18 protein-coding genes and 1 pseudogene are annotated in these 15,764 nt (G+C 60.9%); 17 read left to right on the forward strand and 2 right to left on the reverse strand.

The features are described 5' to 3' along the window. Window positions 1-95: 95 nt before the first annotated feature. Both HMPREF9371_RS11010 and HMPREF9371_RS13210 read left to right on the forward strand, forming a co-directional pair. Window positions 96-878, forward strand: a complete 783-nt coding sequence (locus HMPREF9371_RS11010; protein ID WP_009118729.1) for a toxin-antitoxin system YwqK family antitoxin — start codon at window positions 96-98, stop codon at window positions 876-878. A gap of 98 nt (window positions 879-976) precedes the next feature. Continuing rightward, window positions 977-1,164: pseudogene (locus HMPREF9371_RS13210) on the forward strand (ATP-dependent exonuclease). 42 nt (window positions 1,165-1,206) lie between these two features. On the opposite strand, the gene HMPREF9371_RS04405 reads toward HMPREF9371_RS13210, so the two are convergent. Further along, entirely contained in the window at window positions 1,207-1,677 is a 471-nt protein-coding gene (locus HMPREF9371_RS04405) for a universal stress protein (RefSeq protein ID WP_009118730.1), read from the reverse strand. A 172-nt stretch (window positions 1,678-1,849) separates the two neighbouring features. Between HMPREF9371_RS04405 and HMPREF9371_RS04410 the strand changes: the two genes are divergently transcribed. The 6 genes from HMPREF9371_RS04410 to HMPREF9371_RS04435 all read left to right on the forward strand — a co-directional run bounded on the left by HMPREF9371_RS04410 (window position 1,850) and on the right by HMPREF9371_RS04435 (window position 6,851). Next, the gene (locus tag HMPREF9371_RS04410; RefSeq protein WP_040660161.1) at window positions 1,850-2,626 is read left to right on the forward strand and encodes a tRNA threonylcarbamoyladenosine dehydratase; all 777 of its coding nucleotides are present in this window, start codon (window positions 1,850-1,852) and stop codon (window positions 2,624-2,626) included. A gap of 16 nt (window positions 2,627-2,642) precedes the next feature. Beyond that, window positions 2,643-3,512: a segregation and condensation protein A gene (locus tag HMPREF9371_RS04415; RefSeq protein WP_009118732.1), complete on the forward strand. Its 870-nt coding sequence runs from the start codon at window positions 2,643-2,645 to the stop codon at window positions 3,510-3,512. A 98-nt stretch (window positions 3,513-3,610) separates the two neighbouring features. Further along, window positions 3,611-4,111 carry a PaaI family thioesterase gene (locus HMPREF9371_RS04420; protein ID WP_083814021.1) on the forward strand — a complete coding sequence of 167 codons (501 nt, stop codon included), beginning with the start codon at window positions 3,611-3,613 and terminating at the stop codon, window positions 4,109-4,111. Then, window positions 4,108-4,536 (forward strand): PaaI family thioesterase, encoded by a 429-nt coding sequence (locus HMPREF9371_RS04425; protein ID WP_009118734.1) that lies wholly within the window; start codon window positions 4,108-4,110, stop codon window positions 4,534-4,536. Before HMPREF9371_RS04420 ends, HMPREF9371_RS04425 begins: the two co-directional genes overlap by 4 nt. Window positions 4,537-4,652: 116 nt before the next feature. Next, on the forward strand, window positions 4,653-5,567 hold the full coding sequence (locus HMPREF9371_RS04430) for a hypothetical protein (RefSeq protein ID WP_009118735.1): 915 nt from the start codon (window positions 4,653-4,655) through the stop codon (window positions 5,565-5,567). A gap of 132 nt (window positions 5,568-5,699) precedes the next feature. After that, entirely contained in the window at window positions 5,700-6,851 is a 1,152-nt protein-coding gene (locus HMPREF9371_RS04435; RefSeq protein WP_040660165.1) for a beta-ketoacyl-ACP synthase III, read from the forward strand. Between the two features lie 9 nt (window positions 6,852-6,860). Here HMPREF9371_RS04435 and HMPREF9371_RS12735 read toward each other — a convergent pair whose 3' ends face one another. Next, complete coding sequence (locus HMPREF9371_RS12735) at window positions 6,861-7,025, reverse strand: hypothetical protein (protein ID WP_198003611.1); 165 nt, start codon at window positions 7,023-7,025, stop codon at window positions 6,861-6,863. Between the two features lie 46 nt (window positions 7,026-7,071). On the opposite strand from HMPREF9371_RS12735, the gene HMPREF9371_RS04440 reads away from it, so the two are divergent. The 9 genes from HMPREF9371_RS04440 to trkA all read left to right on the forward strand — a co-directional run bounded on the left by HMPREF9371_RS04440 (window position 7,072) and on the right by trkA (window position 15,699). Further along, on the forward strand, window positions 7,072-7,479 hold the full coding sequence (locus HMPREF9371_RS04440) for a DarG family dialkylresorcinol biosynthesis protein (RefSeq protein ID WP_009118739.1): 408 nt from the start codon (window positions 7,072-7,074) through the stop codon (window positions 7,477-7,479). Window positions 7,480-7,488: 9 nt separating this feature from the next. Further along, window positions 7,489-8,490 carry a BtrH-related acyltransferase DarH gene (gene darH / locus HMPREF9371_RS04445; RefSeq protein ID WP_009118740.1) on the forward strand — a complete coding sequence of 334 codons (1,002 nt, stop codon included), beginning with the start codon at window positions 7,489-7,491 and terminating at the stop codon, window positions 8,488-8,490. Between the two features lie 14 nt (window positions 8,491-8,504). After that, window positions 8,505-9,413, forward strand: a complete 909-nt coding sequence (locus tag HMPREF9371_RS04450; protein ID WP_040660793.1) for an ABC transporter ATP-binding protein — start codon at window positions 8,505-8,507, stop codon at window positions 9,411-9,413. A 63-nt stretch (window positions 9,414-9,476) separates the two neighbouring features. Further along, entirely contained in the window at window positions 9,477-10,724 is a 1,248-nt protein-coding gene (locus tag HMPREF9371_RS04455; protein ID WP_009118742.1) for an ABC transporter permease, read from the forward strand. Then, window positions 10,724-11,017 carry a phosphopantetheine-binding protein gene (locus tag HMPREF9371_RS04460; protein WP_009118743.1) on the forward strand — a complete coding sequence of 98 codons (294 nt, stop codon included), beginning with the start codon at window positions 10,724-10,726 and terminating at the stop codon, window positions 11,015-11,017. The genes HMPREF9371_RS04455 and HMPREF9371_RS04460 overlap by 1 nt, the downstream gene beginning before the upstream one ends. A gap of 215 nt (window positions 11,018-11,232) precedes the next feature. Next, window positions 11,233-12,339 (forward strand): beta-ketoacyl synthase N-terminal-like domain-containing protein, encoded by a 1,107-nt coding sequence (locus HMPREF9371_RS04465; RefSeq protein ID WP_009118744.1) that lies wholly within the window; start codon window positions 11,233-11,235, stop codon window positions 12,337-12,339. Window positions 12,340-12,352: 13 nt separating this feature from the next. Further along, complete coding sequence (locus tag HMPREF9371_RS11015) at window positions 12,353-13,069, forward strand: hypothetical protein (protein ID WP_009118745.1); 717 nt, start codon at window positions 12,353-12,355, stop codon at window positions 13,067-13,069. 157 nt (window positions 13,070-13,226) lie between these two features. Further along, entirely contained in the window at window positions 13,227-14,162 is a 936-nt protein-coding gene (cysK, locus tag HMPREF9371_RS04475) for a cysteine synthase A (protein ID WP_009118746.1), read from the forward strand. Window positions 14,163-14,295: 133 nt separating this feature from the next. Continuing rightward, window positions 14,296-15,699: a Trk system potassium transporter TrkA gene (gene trkA / locus HMPREF9371_RS04480; protein WP_009118747.1), complete on the forward strand. Its 1,404-nt coding sequence runs from the start codon at window positions 14,296-14,298 to the stop codon at window positions 15,697-15,699. Window positions 15,700-15,764: the final 65 nt, after the last annotated feature.

Here is a 15,764-nt window from a genome sequence, read left to right on the forward strand (position 1 = left end):
CTCTTTCAGGTAGCCTTCAAAAACCCTTTCAATACGAAACCGCCCGAACAAACGTACCAAACATCAATACCAAACATCAATACAAGGAATAACTCGTGACAAAAAAACTGCTGGCCGCCGCCTTGCTATCTGCCCTGCTGGGCGCTTGCGCTACCACTGCGCCCAAATCCTATAATAATATACCTGCCAATACCGCAGCTTTAAACGCTACTGCCGACCACGCAAGCGAACAGGTACACGTAAGCCAAAGCGAGCGAAAAATCATCGCCTATTACAGCTCAGACGGCGAATTGGCCGGGCAGCCGATGCGCGGCGGTTATTACCGCGTATTGCTGGGCCGCAACGCCGACGGCAAAGCCGTGGTGCAGGATTTCTACCAAGACAACCAGACCAAACAAATCAATGCCGTGGTGATTCCCAACGATCAAGATTTACAAAACTTTGATGTTATCGTTAGCGAAGGACGCACCATTTGGTACACGCCCGAAGGCCGGATAACAAGTTTTGTCGATATTCAAAACGGTACACAATTGCGCAAAGGTTACTACGACGAACAAGGCCGCTTGGCATTGAGCATCGAAGGCGATCCTCGGAGCAACAGTTGGAGCAGAACAATTTTCTACGAAAACGGCAATCCAATTGCGATTGCCAATACACTAAATGATAAAACCAACTATCTGTATTTCCACGAAGACGGAAGGAAAGTGTTTCAAATCAATCAGATTGATGGAAGTGCCACAGCCTGGAATCAAGACGGCAGCATCATGGAGTCGGAAATAAATGAAATTCCAGCCGTGTGGCAGAAGACATTGGAGCACGCAAATGAGCTGAGAGACAAATACCTACTCAGAGATCAATCACTGTTCCCAACAGATTGACATTTCGATAAGGGCGCCTTGTCAAAAGGCTTGTGAAGCAGCTTTGAGGCAATATCCACAATACCGAACACAACCTCCCAACCAAAAAGCCGAGACCTTTGCAAAACCCCCATCTGCAGCGCATTTCTGCGTTGTGCGTTTATGCCCTATGGGTACTGCTCGCTTGCTTAGCCTTGTAGATGATATGTCTGTCCCACAGGGATTCCTGGCGTTCACGCTCGCTGCGCTGCTACGCCTTGAACTGCATCCACATCTGAAGGTTTTGCAAAGGTCTCAGGCTACCTGAAAACCCTTTCAGGTAGCCTGATTTTATTCAAACAAACAACAATCAATCATCGGATTCGCGGCGGATAATCAGCAGCGGCAGGCTGGTTTCGCGCATCACGGTTTCGGCGAAGCTGCCCATCAGCAAGTGCATCAAGCCGCTGCGGCCGTGCGTGCCCAACACCAGCAAATCGGCTTTTTGCTCGGCAGCATAGTCCACCAGGCTCTTGGCCATATCACGGGTGTTTTTATTGATGACCAGCAGATGTTGGTGAACTTTGGCATCGGCGCCCAGCACTGCTTTGGCTTGCTCGGCCGCCGCTTCCAAAATTTTATTGCCCTGAGTGGTGGCCACGGCTTCGTAGCCTTCGTATTGCAGAAATTCCGGCGCCATGGTGGCCATGTATTCGGCAGGGTTGGCCACGTGCACCAAGGTCAGCTCCGCATTGTTCATTTTGGCCAAACCGCAAGCATGGGCCAAAGCGTTCTGAGAGGTACGGCTGCCGTCCACGGCGATCGCAAGGTGTTGATACATGAGTTGTTCTCCTTATCATAAACGCCCCTCAGGGCAAAGTAGGCATCCTGCCGCGCCGGCGCACACCGCATCGGCGGCCTGCCGCCCGCTTGGCAAAGACAGCTATACGGTATAATAGCCGCCAATGCGTACCCACGCATCCTTTTTTTAGCCGTTTTTTGACTTGAAACAGATGATTGAGCATTCTCCCGCTGCCGAGCGCCGCTTCGGCGGCATTTCCCGGCTGTATGGCCCTGCCGTCCTCAAGCGTTTTGCCAGCGCACACGTTTGTGTGGTGGGCGTGGGCGGCGTCGGTTCTTGGGCGGTGGAGGCTTTGGCGCGCAGCGGCATCGGTACGCTGACACTGATCGACTTGGACAATGTGGCCGAATCCAATACCAACCGCCAACTACACGCCCTGAGCAGCGATTTCGGCAAAGCCAAGGTGAGCGCCTTGCACGAGCGCATCCGGCAAATCAATCCGGCTTGCGCCGTGCAGGAAATCGAAGATTTCGTTACGGCCGATAATTTGCCCGAACTGTTTGCCCAGCCTTTTGATTTTGTGATTGACGCCATCGACCAAATCCGCGTCAAGGCCGCGATGGCAGATTATTTCGTGCGCCAGCGCCAACCCTTTGTGGTTAGCGGCGGCGCGGGCGGACAACGCCACCCCGCCCTGATTGCCTGCGCCGACCTGAGCCGCGTGACCCACGACCCCTTGCTGGCCAATCTGCGCTACACCCTGCGCCGCCACTACGGTTTTCCGCGCGGCGGCGACAAAATGCGCGTGCCCTGCGTGTTTTCCACCGAAAACGTTACCCCGCCGCAAAGCGGCGCTGCTTGCGCGGCCGACACCGCACCGCAGGGTTTGTCTTGCGCCGGTTACGGTGCCAGCATGCTGGTCACCGCCGCCTTCGGCCTGCATTGCGCCCACGCCGCCATCGAGCATTTGGCCGCACAGGCTACCTGAAAGGCAGATATTTAAAATGAATGCCGCCCCACCGCTTTCAGGTAGCCTCTCCCCTGCTCCGCCCGCCGTGGCCTGGTTGTTCGGCCAACCGGTTACCGACGTGCCGCAGGATTTGTTTATCCCGCCCGACGCACTGCAAGTGGTGCTGCACAGTTTCGAAGGCCCGCTCGACCTGCTGCTCTACCTCATCCGCAAGCAGAACATCGACGTGCTCGACATCCCCATGCTCAAAATCACCGAGCAATATTTGGCCTACATCGCCCAGATGGACGCCCGCGATCTGGACCTCACCGCCGAATACCTGCTGATGGCCGCCGTGCTGATCGAAATCAAATCGCGCCTGCTGCTGCCCCAACCGCCCGCTGCGGAAGACGAAGAAGCCGGCGACCCGCGCGCCGAGCTGGTGCGCCGCCTGCTGGCCTATGAGCAAATGAAACTCGCCGCCCAAGGCTTGGACGCCCTGCCCCGCGCCGGCCGCGATTTCGCTTGGGCTTGGCTGCCGCTGGAAATCGCCGTGGCCGCCAAACTGCCCGAGGTGCACACCGCCGACCTCACCCAAGCCTGGCTGGCCATACTTTCCCGCACCCGCCACCACCGCAGCCATGCCGTGGTGCAGGAAGCCATTTCGGTGCGCGCCCAAATGAGCAGCATTTTGCGCCGCCTGCAAGCAGGCAGCTGCCGCTTCTGCGAACTGTTCCGCCCCGAAGAAGGCGCTGCTTATGTGGTGGTGAACTTCATCGCCCTTTTGGAATTGGTAAAAGAAGGCCTGGTGTGCGTGGTGCAGGCGGCCGATGCCTTCGGCGACATCGACATCAGGTTACAAGAGGGCACCCTTCACGATACGCCGGCCAACACCGATCCGGAATCGCTTGCTCAGGCTACCTGAAAACAAACCCGCCCATGCCGCATGACGCCGTGCGCCCGCCGCCATCTTTACACACCGCCGCCAATTCGGTTTAATTGGCCGCCGTTTATCCCTTTACCATGAACACTTACCCCCCATCCCAAACCATGCCGCACAATCCCGAAATCTACCGGCTGCTCAGCCAACATTACGTCAGCCTGCCCCACTGCATTGCGCTCGGTCTGCGCTACGAAGACATCGACGCCGGCCGCCCCGTATTAAGCATAGCCTGGCAGCCCCAACTGGTCGGCCGCCACGACCGGCAAACCGTGCACGGCGGCGTCATCACCACCCTCATCGACGTCGCCTCCGGCTGCGCCGTGGCCGCCCGCTTGGAAAAAGCGGAAATCATCGCCACCCTCGATATGCGCATCGATTATATGCACCCCGCCGAGCGCAACCGCCGCATTTACAGCCGCGCCGAGTGCTACCGCCTGGCCGGCCAAGTGGCCTTCGTGCGCAGCATCTGCTACCAAGACCACCCCGACGAGCCCATCGCCCTGGGCACCGCCACCTTTATGCGCACCCCCGTTCCCGCCGCCGAGCAAGCCAAACTCCATGCCCTGCTGAGCCAATCATGACCACATTCACCCTTTCCCAAGAACGCACCGCCCACGCCGCCGAAATCATGCCCTACGCCGCCTTTATCGGCCTGCAATGCGGCGAAGACGGCCAAGGCGTCCCGCTGTTTGCCCTACCCTACAAACGCGACAACCTCGGCAACATCTTCCTGCCCGCCCTGCACGGCGGCCTGATCGGCGGCTTTATGGAAAGCTGCGCCGCCCTGTTTTTGCTCCAACAGGCCGACTTGGCTCAACTGCCGAAAATGGTCGATTTCTCACTCGATTATCTGCGCAGCGGCAAACCCGAAACCCTGTACGCCCGCTGCCTGCTCACCCGCCAAGGCAGCCGCATCGCCAACATCGCCGTAGAAGCCTGGCAGGCCGATCTCGCCAAACCGGTGGCCGTGGCCCGCTGCCATTTTCAAATGCCCGACGCCGATTAAGCGCCCCGCCGCCCCAAAGGCTACCTGAAACCGTTCTCCCCTGATTTGACAAAGAAAACAGCCGAAAATAGAATCCCGCCTACCTTGGTTTCACCCGAACGCCACCCACCGCAGCCATGAGCAAACACGTTCTTCTTGTGTCTTATTCCCAAACCGGCCAGCTGTCGCGCCTGTGCGACAGCTTCGTGCGCGACTTGGCTGCGGCGGACGACATCCACGTCGAGCGGCTGGTTTTGCAGCCCGAGCGCCCATTCGCTTTTCCTTGGCGGTTTATGGACTTTTTCAACACCTTCCCCGAAACCGTCCACCTGCGCCCCGCGCCCAACCGCCCTTTCAGCTTGGCGCGCGAGCGTTACGATTTGGTCATCATCGCCTACACCGTGTGGTTTCTCTCGCCCGCCCAGCCGATTACCGCCTTTCTGCAATCTGCGCAAGCGGCGAAAGTATTGCGCCACACCCCAGTCGTCACCTTAATCGGCTGCCGGAATATGTGGCTGATGGCACAAGAAAAAACCAAAAAACTGCTGAAAAAGGCCGAAGCCCGCCTGATTGGCAACGTGGTCAAAATCGACCAATGCAGCAGCGCCACCAGCTTCATCACCACCCCGCTGTGGATGCTCACCGGCCGCAAAAAAGCCGCCTCCTGGCTACCTGAAGCCGGCATCAGCGAAGCCGAAATCGAAGACGCCGCCCGCTTCGGCCGCCGCATCGCCGAACGCCTGCGCAGCGGCGGCCCGCTCGACGAAACCCTGCTGCAGGGCATGGGCGCCGTCAAAGTGAACGAAAAGCTGATTCTCAGCGAACGCTTCGCCCACCGCAGCTTTTATTTATGGGGCAAGCTGATTATGGCCGCCGGCCGCCGCTCGCCGCTGTTGCGCCGCGCCATGGTGGCTTTTTACGTGGTGTTTCTGATCGCCATCATTCTCACCGTGGTGCCGGCGAGCGCCCTGCTCAAACGCCTGCTCGCCCCCCTGATGCGCGACAAAATCCGTCACGAAAAAGCCTATTACAGCTGGCCTTCCGGCGAATAAACACACGGCGGCCGCAAATTGCCCGCCCTATTTTCAGGTAGCCTGAACATGAACCGACCCAGCCGCCGGCAGGCTACCTGAATGCCTTGCCCGCCGGCGGACACCACACCACTTACCACAAGAGAACACAACTTGACTGCCTTATCCGACGTTTACCTCACCCACATCGCCGCCTTCCTGCCCAACGATCCTGTGGACAACGAGCAGATGGAAGCGGTGTTGGGCATGGCGGGCGATTTGCCCTCGCGCGTGAAAAAAATGATTCTGCGCTCCAACGGCATCCGCAGCCGCCACTACGCCATCGACCCGCTCAACCGCGCCGCCACCCACACCAGCACCGAGCTGGCCGCCGAAGCGGTGCGCGGCCTGTTGGCCCAAGGCATTGCGCCGGCCGACATCACCAGCCTCGCCTGCGGCACCTCTTATCCCGACCAAATCATGCCCGGTCAGGGCGTGATGGTGCACGGCCTGCTGCCCGAAATCCCGCCTTGCGAAGTGGTGACCACCGCCGGCGTCTGCGTGGCCGGCATGGCCGCGATGAAGCAGGCCGAACGCGCGGTGCGCACCGGCGAGCACCATCTGGCGGTGGCGGTGGCTTCCGAAGCCGCCTCCGCCGTGATGCGCGGCGAAAACTTCCGCAGCGAAATCGACCACCAAAAACTGGCAACCGCCAAGCCGGAAATCGGCTTTGAAAAAGACTTCCTGCGCTGGATGCTGTCGGACGGCGCCGGCGCGGCGGCACTGAGTAACCGGCCGCTTTCAGGTAGCCTGAATTTCAAAATCCACTGGATCGAGCTGTTTTCCTATGCCAACGAAATGCCGGTGTGCATGTATGCCGGCGGCGAAGTGGCAGACGGCAGTTTCACCGGCTGGAAAGGCGTGCCGCCGGAAGAGCGCGAACAACGCAGCCTGATGGCCATCAAACAGGATGTGAAGCTGCTCAACGAACACATCATCCATTACACAGTGGAAAAACCGCTCGCCGCGCTGATCCCCAAACACGGCCTGCGCGCCGAAGACATCGACTGGTTCCTGCCGCACTACTCCTCCGGCTTTTTCCGCGACAAAGTGGCCGCCGGCCTGGAAAACGCCGGCCTGCCGATTGCTCAGGAAAAATGGTTCACCAATCTGCACGAAAAAGGCAACACCGGCTCCGCCTCCATCTACATCATTCTGGAGGAATTTATGCGCCGTGCCAATGTGCAGGCCGGCCAGAAAATCCTGTGCTACATTCCCGAAAGCGGCCGTTTCTCCAGCTGCTTTATGCTGCTCGAAGCCGTTTAGGGCGTGTCGTCATAATGCTTGCGAAGCGGTTTTTTGAGGCAAAATCTGCAGCTGCAAGGCAAAAAGCGCAGCAAGATTGGACATCTTGCGAGCATTTTCTGCGTCCCCTTGGGGGATAACGCCGCAGATGCGGGTTTTGACCAAAAATACCGCCGCAACGCTTTGTGACGACACGCCCTAGAACCTTTCAGGTAACCTGACCGCCCAAACGAGCCCCGCCATGAAGATTGACGACATCCCGCAGGACAACAGCAAAACCTACCACGGCCACCAAAAAATCATCTACGGCACGCGCAACGGCCAATACCAGGCCGCCACCAGCACCGGCTGGCAGGACGAAGCCTACGCCACCGAGCAGGCCGTGGCCGACTTGGACGAGCAAACCACCGCTGCCCGCCGCGAAGTGGAACAAGGGCAGCGCTCCCCGCTCTACTACTATATGTTCCGCTACCGCCACGACGAAACCTCGCTGGCGCAAAGCACCGGCCTGTGGCGCTGGCAGATACGCCGCCACTTCCGCCCCGAAGTCTTTGCCAAGCTGAACCCCGCCACGCTGGCCAAATACGCCCAAGCCTTCCAACTCAGCCCGGAAGCGCTACGCCGCCTGCCCGACGATCAGGCTACCTGAAAGCGCACCATGCAAGACTTCCCCCACCAACACACGGCCCACTGCGAAAGCGGCGTGGTCTCCACCCTGCTCACCCGCCACGGCTACGCGCTCAACGAAGCCCTGGTCTTCGGCCTCGCCTCGGCGCTCACCTTTGTTTACGTGCCCGTGGTCAAACTGGCCGGCATGCCGCTGATTTCCTACCGCATGGCACCCAAAGGCATCATCAAACGCTGCTGCCGCGCTTTAAAGGTGCCCTTGCGGATGCGCAAGTTCTCCTCGCCCGAAGCCGGACAGCAGGCGCTGGATGACGCCCTGGCCGAAGGCAAACTGGTCGGCCTGCAGACCTCCGTGTTCTGGCTGCCCTATTTCCCGCCCGAAATGCGCTTCCACTTCAACGCCCACAACCTGCTCGTGTACGGCCGCGACGGCGGCGACTACCTCATCAGCGACCCCGTGTTTGAAACCGTGCAGCGCTGCCCCGCCGCCGACCTCCAACGCGCCCGCTTCGCCAAAGGCGCACTGGCCGCCAAAGGGCTGATGTACACCATAGACGGCCAAGCGCCGTCCGATTGGCGCCGGCAGCTGCCCGAACTGTTGCGCCGCGCCATCCGCAAAAACGCCAAACATATGCTGGCGCCCGTGTTTTTCGTCGGCGTGCGCGGCATCCGCACCGTGGCCAAAACCATCGAACGGCTGGACGAGGGCAAACAGCCGGAAAAATACCGCAAACTCTATCTAGGTCACATTGTGCGCATGCAGGAAGAAATCGGCACCGGCGGCGCCGGCTTCCGCTATCTCTACGCCTACTTTCTCGAACAGGCCGCCGACATCTGCCAAGAGCCGGCCTTCCAAGCCGCTTCCGAAGAAATGACCGCCATCGGCGATGAATGGCGTCAGTTTGCCAGCCTGTGCGTGCGCCAGTGCCGCAAACCCTCGCCCGAGGGCTACCGCGAAACCGCCGACTTCCTGCGCCGCCTGGCCGACCGCGAAGAAGCCCTGTGGCGGCGGCTGGCCGCTCAGGCTACCTGAAAGCCGAGCCCGCCATGATCCGCATCGAACAGCTGTCCCACCGCTACCCCGGCGCCGCCGCGCCCGCGCTTACCGGCATCAACCTCGACATTGCCGAAGGCGAAACCCTCGGCCTGCTCGGCCCCAACGGCGCCGGCAAAACCACCCTGATGTCGCTGCTGGCCAGCCTGCAGGGCGTGCAGCAGGGGCAGATTTTTTTCGACGGCATCCCCTTCGGCCGCCTCAGCAAAGCGCAGCGGCACCGCATTTCGCTGGTGCCGCAGGATTTCGCCTTCTATCCGCTGTTGAGCGTGTGGGACAACCTCAAATTTTTTGCCGCCCTGTATGCCGTCAAAGACCGCGCCCATCTCGAGCGCCTGCTGGAGCAGACCGGCCTCGCCCCCCACCGCGGCAAGCTGGCCAAACACCTCTCCGGCGGCCTCAAGCGGCGGCTCAACTTCGCCATCGGCCTGATCAACCGCCCGCGCATGATTTTTCTCGACGAAATCACCGTCGGCATCGACCCCGAATCGCGCCGCTTTATTCTGGAGAGCGTGGCCGAACTGGGCCGCCAAGGCGTTACCGTCATCTACACCTCGCATTATCTGCAGGAAATCGAGCAGCTATGCCAAAAACTGGCCCTGCTCCACCACGGCCGCCTCATCTACCAAGGCAGCGTGCCGGACATCCTGCAGGCCAACAGCGCCGGCAGCCTCAGCGTGCGCACCGAGCCGCCGCTGGCCGAACGCGACCTCGCCGAACTCCAAGGCTGCCGCGAAGCCGACGGCAGCGTCCGCTTCGATACGCCGTCTGCCGAGCCGCTGCTCGCCGCCCTGCACCAACGCGGCTACCGCCTTTCGGCCTGCCGCTTCGGCTTTGCCTCGCTGGAAAGCTTTTACCTCGACTTTCTGCAGCGCTCGGCTGCCGAAACGCCTTTCAGGTAGCCCGAACGGCATTCTCCAGCCAGGCTACCTGAAACCGATTCCATCTTTGCCCCCACACCCATCATGCTGATTGCCGCCATCACCAAAGAACTCAAACTGCTCAGCCGCGACCTGCACGGCGTGGCGGTGCTGTTTATGATGCCGATTGTGTTCATGCTCATCATGTCGGCCGCCCTGAGCAGCAATCAGGACAACCTCAACCCCAACGCCCAAATCGTGCTCTTGGGCCCGCCGGACAACGCGCTCAACCGCCAGCTGCACCAAGCGCTGCAAAACGAAAACCTCAATGTACGCACCGCGCCGCAAAGCGAGCTGGCCGAATGGCAAACCGCCCTGCAGCAGGGCGGCATCGATCTCTTGCTGCTCAACCCCAACAACGAACAAACCCCGCTGAGCGAAGAAGCGCCGCTGCGCCTGTGGCTGAACCCCGACACCGACCGCGGCTGGCTGCTCGGCATCAAAGGCACGCTGCAAAAGCATTACACCGAGCAGCGGCTGGCCGCCTATTTCGACGGCAACGACATCGAATTGGACAACAACCGCAACCGTACGGTGCGCAAAATCCAAGACGAGGTAAACGCCGAACTGGACGACAAATTCAATCAAATCAGCGCCTACCTGAGCCGCGATTTGTGGCAGGAAACCTACCTCAACCGCCAAGGCAGCGAAGTGGCCCGCCCCAACTCCGTGCAGCACAGCGTGCCGGCCTGGCTGATTTTCGGCATGTTTTTCATCATGATTCCGCTTTCCAACGTGATGGCCATGGAGCGGCAGACCAACACGCTCACCCGCCTCAATATGGCCCGCGCCCCCGCTTCGGCGCTGATGGCGGCCAAAATGATTCCGTATTTCCTCATCAACCAGCTGCAGTTCGCCGGCATGGTGGCGCTCGGTTCTTGGGTGCTGCCCAAGCTCGACATGCCCGCCTTCACCTTGGCCGGCAGCCTGTGGCCGTATGCCGCCCTGTCGGCCGCAGTCAGCCTGGCGGCCTTGGGCTACGGCCTCTTGGTGAGCGTGCTGGCGCGCAGCACCGAACACGCCGTGGTGTTGGGCGGCGGCGGCATCATCATCATGGCCGCGCTGGGCGGCATCATGGTGCCGGTGCACGTGATGCCCGAAGCCATGCAGCAGATCGCCCAGTTTTCGCCGATGGGCTGGGGGCTGGAGGGCTTTCAAAAACTGCTGCTCAACCACTATACTCTGCCCCAAATCCAACCTTGGCTGCTGCGGCTGGCCGGCTTCGGCCTCATCACCCTCGCCGCCGCCGCCCTCCTCTACCGCCACCAATTAAAAACACAGGCAAGATTCTGATGGCTTACCGCTTTACCCTCGAACCCGACGGCTTGGAACGGGAACTGAAAAAACTCATCCTGCAGGAAACCGAAAAAACCGACGACGTCGATCCCGCCTCCTTTACCGACGACGCCCCCCTGTTCGGCCCGCAAAGCCCGGTCGGCCTGGATTCGCTCGACGCTCTGCAAATCACCGTTGCCTTACAGGCCCACTTCCAAGTGCGCCTCAACGGCGACCGCATGGTGCGCAAACACATGGGCAGCGTGCGCGATCTGGCCGCCTTCGTGCGCGCCGAACACGGTTCGGCTTAACTTCCATAACCACATTCCGGCTTTCAAAACCTGTTCAAAGTCTTCTTGCGCAGCGGTTTTTTGAGGCAAAAACTGCAGATGCAAGGCGAAAATGCGCGCAAGATTGAACATCTTGCAAGTATTTGCAACGTGGCAGATGCGGAATTTTGACCAAAAATACCGCCGCAACGGAGACTTTGAACAGGTTTTCAAGTAGCCCACCACACCTCACACACATGCCCCTTCCCGTTTACTTATGCGGCGGCAGTTACGACTGCGCCCAAGGCCGCAGCGGCGAGCCGAACCTGTTCAGCCATCCCGACGCCGCCTTCCGCCCGCCGCAACCGCAAACCGTTTCCGCCCTCGGCAGCCGTCAAGCGCTGCCGTATTTCAAAGCCTTCTCGCCCGATCTGCTCACGCTGCCCGATTTGTGCCGTCTTGCCGAAGCACAAATTCTGGCCGCCGCCGAAGATGCCGGCTGGCTACCTGAAGAGCTAGCGCACATCCCCCTGTTTATCGGCTCCACGTCCTACGTCATGTCCGACCGCGAAGCGCGGCAAACCGTCCACGGCCCGCACACCCGCTACGCCTTCGACCAAATCGCAGGCTACCTGAAACAGCGCTTCGGCCACCCCAATGTGTTCAGCTTCGCCACCTCCTGCACCTCCTCCGCCCAAGCCTTGGTGGCCGCCGCCCAAACCGTGGCCAACGGCTTGGCACCCCGCGCACTGGTGCTCGGCTTCGAGAGTTTCAACCGCATGACCTTCGAGCACTTCCACGCCATGCACCTCTTGGCCGAACACAGCGGACGGCTGCCCTTCCAACAGGCCGACGGCATGATTTTGGGCGAAGCCGCCGCCTGCGTCGCCCTCCGTGCCCAAGCAGCCCGCACTTACCAAGCCCGCCTGCTCGGCCCCATCGGCCAAACCGACTGCCACAACCTCACCGCCAGCAGCGAAGCGCCGCTGCGCCGCCTGTTGGCCGACTGCCTGCAAGCGGCGGGCCTCAGCCCCTCAGACTTATGCGCGGTCAAAACCCACGGCAGCGGCGGCAGCAGCGACGACATCGAAGCCGCCGTGCTGGCCGATCTGCTGCCGGAAGTGCCCGCCATCCTGCTGAAACCCTATACCGGCCACACCCTCGGCGCCACCGCCGCCCTGGAAAGCGCCCTGCTGCTGCACGCCCTGCGCCGCGGCGCTCTACCCGCCCTGCCCGGCAAGCACGCCACCCATCCGAACTTGCCCACCCTGCACGGCCAAACCTTAGACAACGGCGCTTACCTGCATTATTTCCTGGGTTTCGGCGGCAGCCACAGCGCCTGGGTGCTGGATTGGCAAACCTGATTGCGAGAACCCCATGCTGTCCGCCTCCGTTTCCGACACCGTTTTCTACCTCAACGCCGCCCATGTGTACCGGGCCGCCGCAGACGACACCGATGCCGAACTGCGCCGCCGGCTCAAACAGCAATATGACATCGATGCCCGCCGCCTCAGCCGCTTTACCCAGCTCGTCCTGCTCGGCGCCCTGCCGCTGCAAAACGGCCTGCCGCCCGACACCGCCGTGTATCTGGCCTCGCCTTTCAGCTCGCCCGGCAAAATCATCCGCCTGCGCGAAAAACTGCATCGGGACAATCTGCCTTCGCCGCTGGATTTCATGGCCAATCTGCACAATGCCGCCACCTTCCACCTGATGCAGGCGCTGGGCTGCCACGGCAGCAGCGTGTTTGCCGCCGCCGACGCCAGCCATCCCGCCCGCCCGCTCTATCCCACGCTCAACCACCTGCTCGCCCATCCCGAGCACAGCGTGCTGCTGGGCTGGGCCTACGAGCAGCAACAGCCCGGCGAAAGCGAAGGCAGCCTGTGGTGGCACTTGTCCTGCCGCCCCGGCGGCAACGACATCGCCTGCCTGCGCTGGGCCAACCACACCGAAACCACCACCGCCCCGCCGCCGGCCGCCGACGGCGCGTTCTTCGACAGCGCACTCGCCTTCCACCGACTCGCCGCCGACCACGGCCTCACCCTGCCATCCGACGGCATTTTCCCCGCCCTGCAAATCCGCCCAAGCGCAGCCTGAACCGTTTTCAGGTAGCCCCCAACCAAACGGCTACCTGAAAACAGCCGCTGCGGCATATACCCTTTGCTTATAAGCATACAAACACAAATCATTTGTTTCCCCGTACCATTGTCCGTATCATGCGGCCGTCATCAGATTAAACAGAAGGAATCCGCACATGAACATCGCCAACAGCATCACCGACCTGATCGGCAACACCCCGCTGGTTGCCCTCAACACCCTGGCCGCCGGCCTGCCCGCCCGCGTGGCCGCCAAGCTCGAATTCTTCAACCCCGGCAACAGCGTGAAAGACCGCATCGCCGTGGCCATGATCGACGCCGCCGAGAAAGCCGGCAAAATCAAAGCCGACACCGTGATTGTGGAACCCACCAGCGGCAACACCGGCATCGGCCTGGCCATGGTGTGCGCCGCCCGCGGCTACAAACTGGTCATCACCATGCCCGAAACCATGAGCAAAGAGCGCCGCATGCTGTTGCGCGCCTACGGCGCCGAACTGATCCTCACCCCCGGCGCCGAAGGCATGGGCGGCGCCATCGCCCGCGCCCAAGCGCTGGTGGACGCCCACCCCGAGCAATACTTCATGCCGCAGCAGTTTGAAAACCCGGCCAACCCCGAAGTGCACCGCCTGACCACCGCCGAAGAAATCTGGCGCGACACCGACGGCCAAGTCGATATCTTCGTCGGCGGCGTCGGTACCGGCGGCACCGTTACCGGCGTGGGCGAAGTGCTGAAAGCCAAAAAACCCGGCGTACAGGTGTTTGCCGTCGAGCCGGAAGCCTCGCCCGTATTGAGTGGCGGCGAAAAAGGCCCGCACCCGATCCAAGGCATCGGCGCCGGCTTCGTGCCGAAAATCCTCAACACCGGGGTATACGACGGCGTGATCCGCGTGCCCAACCAAGCCGCCTTCGACACCGCCCGCGCTGCTGCCGCCAAAGAAGGCCTGCTGGTGGGTATTTCCTCAGGCGCCGCCATTTGGTCGGCCTTGGAACTGGCGAAAAAACCGGAAAACGAAGGCAAGCTGATTGTGGTGGTGATCCCCTCCTACGGCGAACGCTACCTCTCCACGCCCCTGTTTGAAGACTTGGCTTCTTAAACCTGAGCAAAAGATACGGGCTACCTGAAACCGATTTCAGGTAGCCCGTATCTTTTGCCCGCCCCCGCTTTTTCCGCCCGACAGAGGTGGTAAAATGGCGGCCTGATTTTTTGCCGACAATGGCGGCCCAACCATGAAAATCCTGATTCTCGGCAGTGGCCAAGTAGGCGCCACAGTAGCGCAAAACCTGGCCGAGCTGCCCCACCACGATGTGACCGTCATCGACAACAATCCCGAAGCCCTGCGCAGCATCAGCAGCAAGCTCGACGTACAAACCCTGGCCGGCAACGGTTCCTCGCCCGCGGTGATGGCCGAAGGCGGCGCTTACGACACCGACCTGCTGCTGGCGCTCACCCGCAACGACGAAAGCAATCTGGTGGCCTGCAAACTGGCCGCCACGCTGTTTAACATTCCCAACCGCATCGCGCGGGTGCGGGCTTCCGAATATCTGGAATACCGCGGCGAACAGGCCGAAGAAGACAGCCCTTCGGCACTGGAAGTGTTTGAGGTCACCGAATCCATCTGCCCCGAGCAATTGGTCACCGAGCGCCTGATCGGCCTCCTCAACCACCCCAGCGCCTTACAGGTGTTGAAGTTTGCCGACGACAAAGTACGCATGTTGGTGCTGCGCGCGCAAAAAGGCGGCCTGCTGCTCGACAAACCCATCCACGCCATCCACGAGCACCTACCGGCGGACGTAGACTGCCAAATCTGCGCCATCTACCGCAACAACAAACTGATTGTGCCCACCGCGCAAACCGTGATTCTGCAGGGCGACGAAGTGTTTGTGGCGGCCGCCACCGAGCACGTGCCTGCCGTTTTGCGCGAACTGCGTCCGCTGCAACAGCCCACCCGCCGCGTGATGATTGCCGGCGGCGGCAACATCGGCTACCGGCTGGCCAAACAGCTGGAAAGCCAGTTCGATATCAAAATCATCGAGGCCGACGAAAAACGTGCCGAATGGCTGGCCGAGCAGCTCGACAACACGCTGGTGCTGCAAAGCTCGGCCACCGACGAGAGCCTGCTTTCCGGCGAATACATCGACGAAATCGACGTGTTCTGCGCGCTGACCAACGACGACGAAACCAACATCATGTCGGGCATGCTGGCCAAAAGCCTGGGCGCAAAGCGGGTGATCGCCATCGTCAACCGCTCCAGCTATGTGGATTTGCTGCAGGGCAACACCATCGACATCGTGGTGTCGCCACATTTGGTTACCATCGGCTCGATTCTGGCCCACATCCGCCGCGGCGACGTGGTCGCCGTCCACCCGCTGCGCGGCGGCAGCACCGAAGCGGTGGAAGTGGTGGTGCACGGCAACACCGACACCTCGAAGCTGGTCGGCCGCCGCATCGAGTCCATCCGCTGGCCCAGCGGCTGCCATGTGGCCGCCGTGGTGCGCGGCGACGAAGTATTCATGGGCCACAAAGACATCGTGCTGGCCGACGGCGACCATGTGATCCTCTTCGTCTCCCGCCGCCGCGTGGTGCGGGAATTGGAAAAGCTGATTCAGGTGAAAATGGGCTTTTTCGGCTGATTCAGCCCGATCAAAAAATCTGCCGCCATTTTGGGCGGCAGATTTTTTATCAGCTAAATAACTAG

The sequence above is a fragment of the Neisseria shayeganii 871 genome (genome assembly GCF_000226875.1).
GTDB classification, from domain to species: domain Bacteria; phylum Pseudomonadota; class Gammaproteobacteria; order Burkholderiales; family Neisseriaceae; genus Eikenella; species Eikenella shayeganii.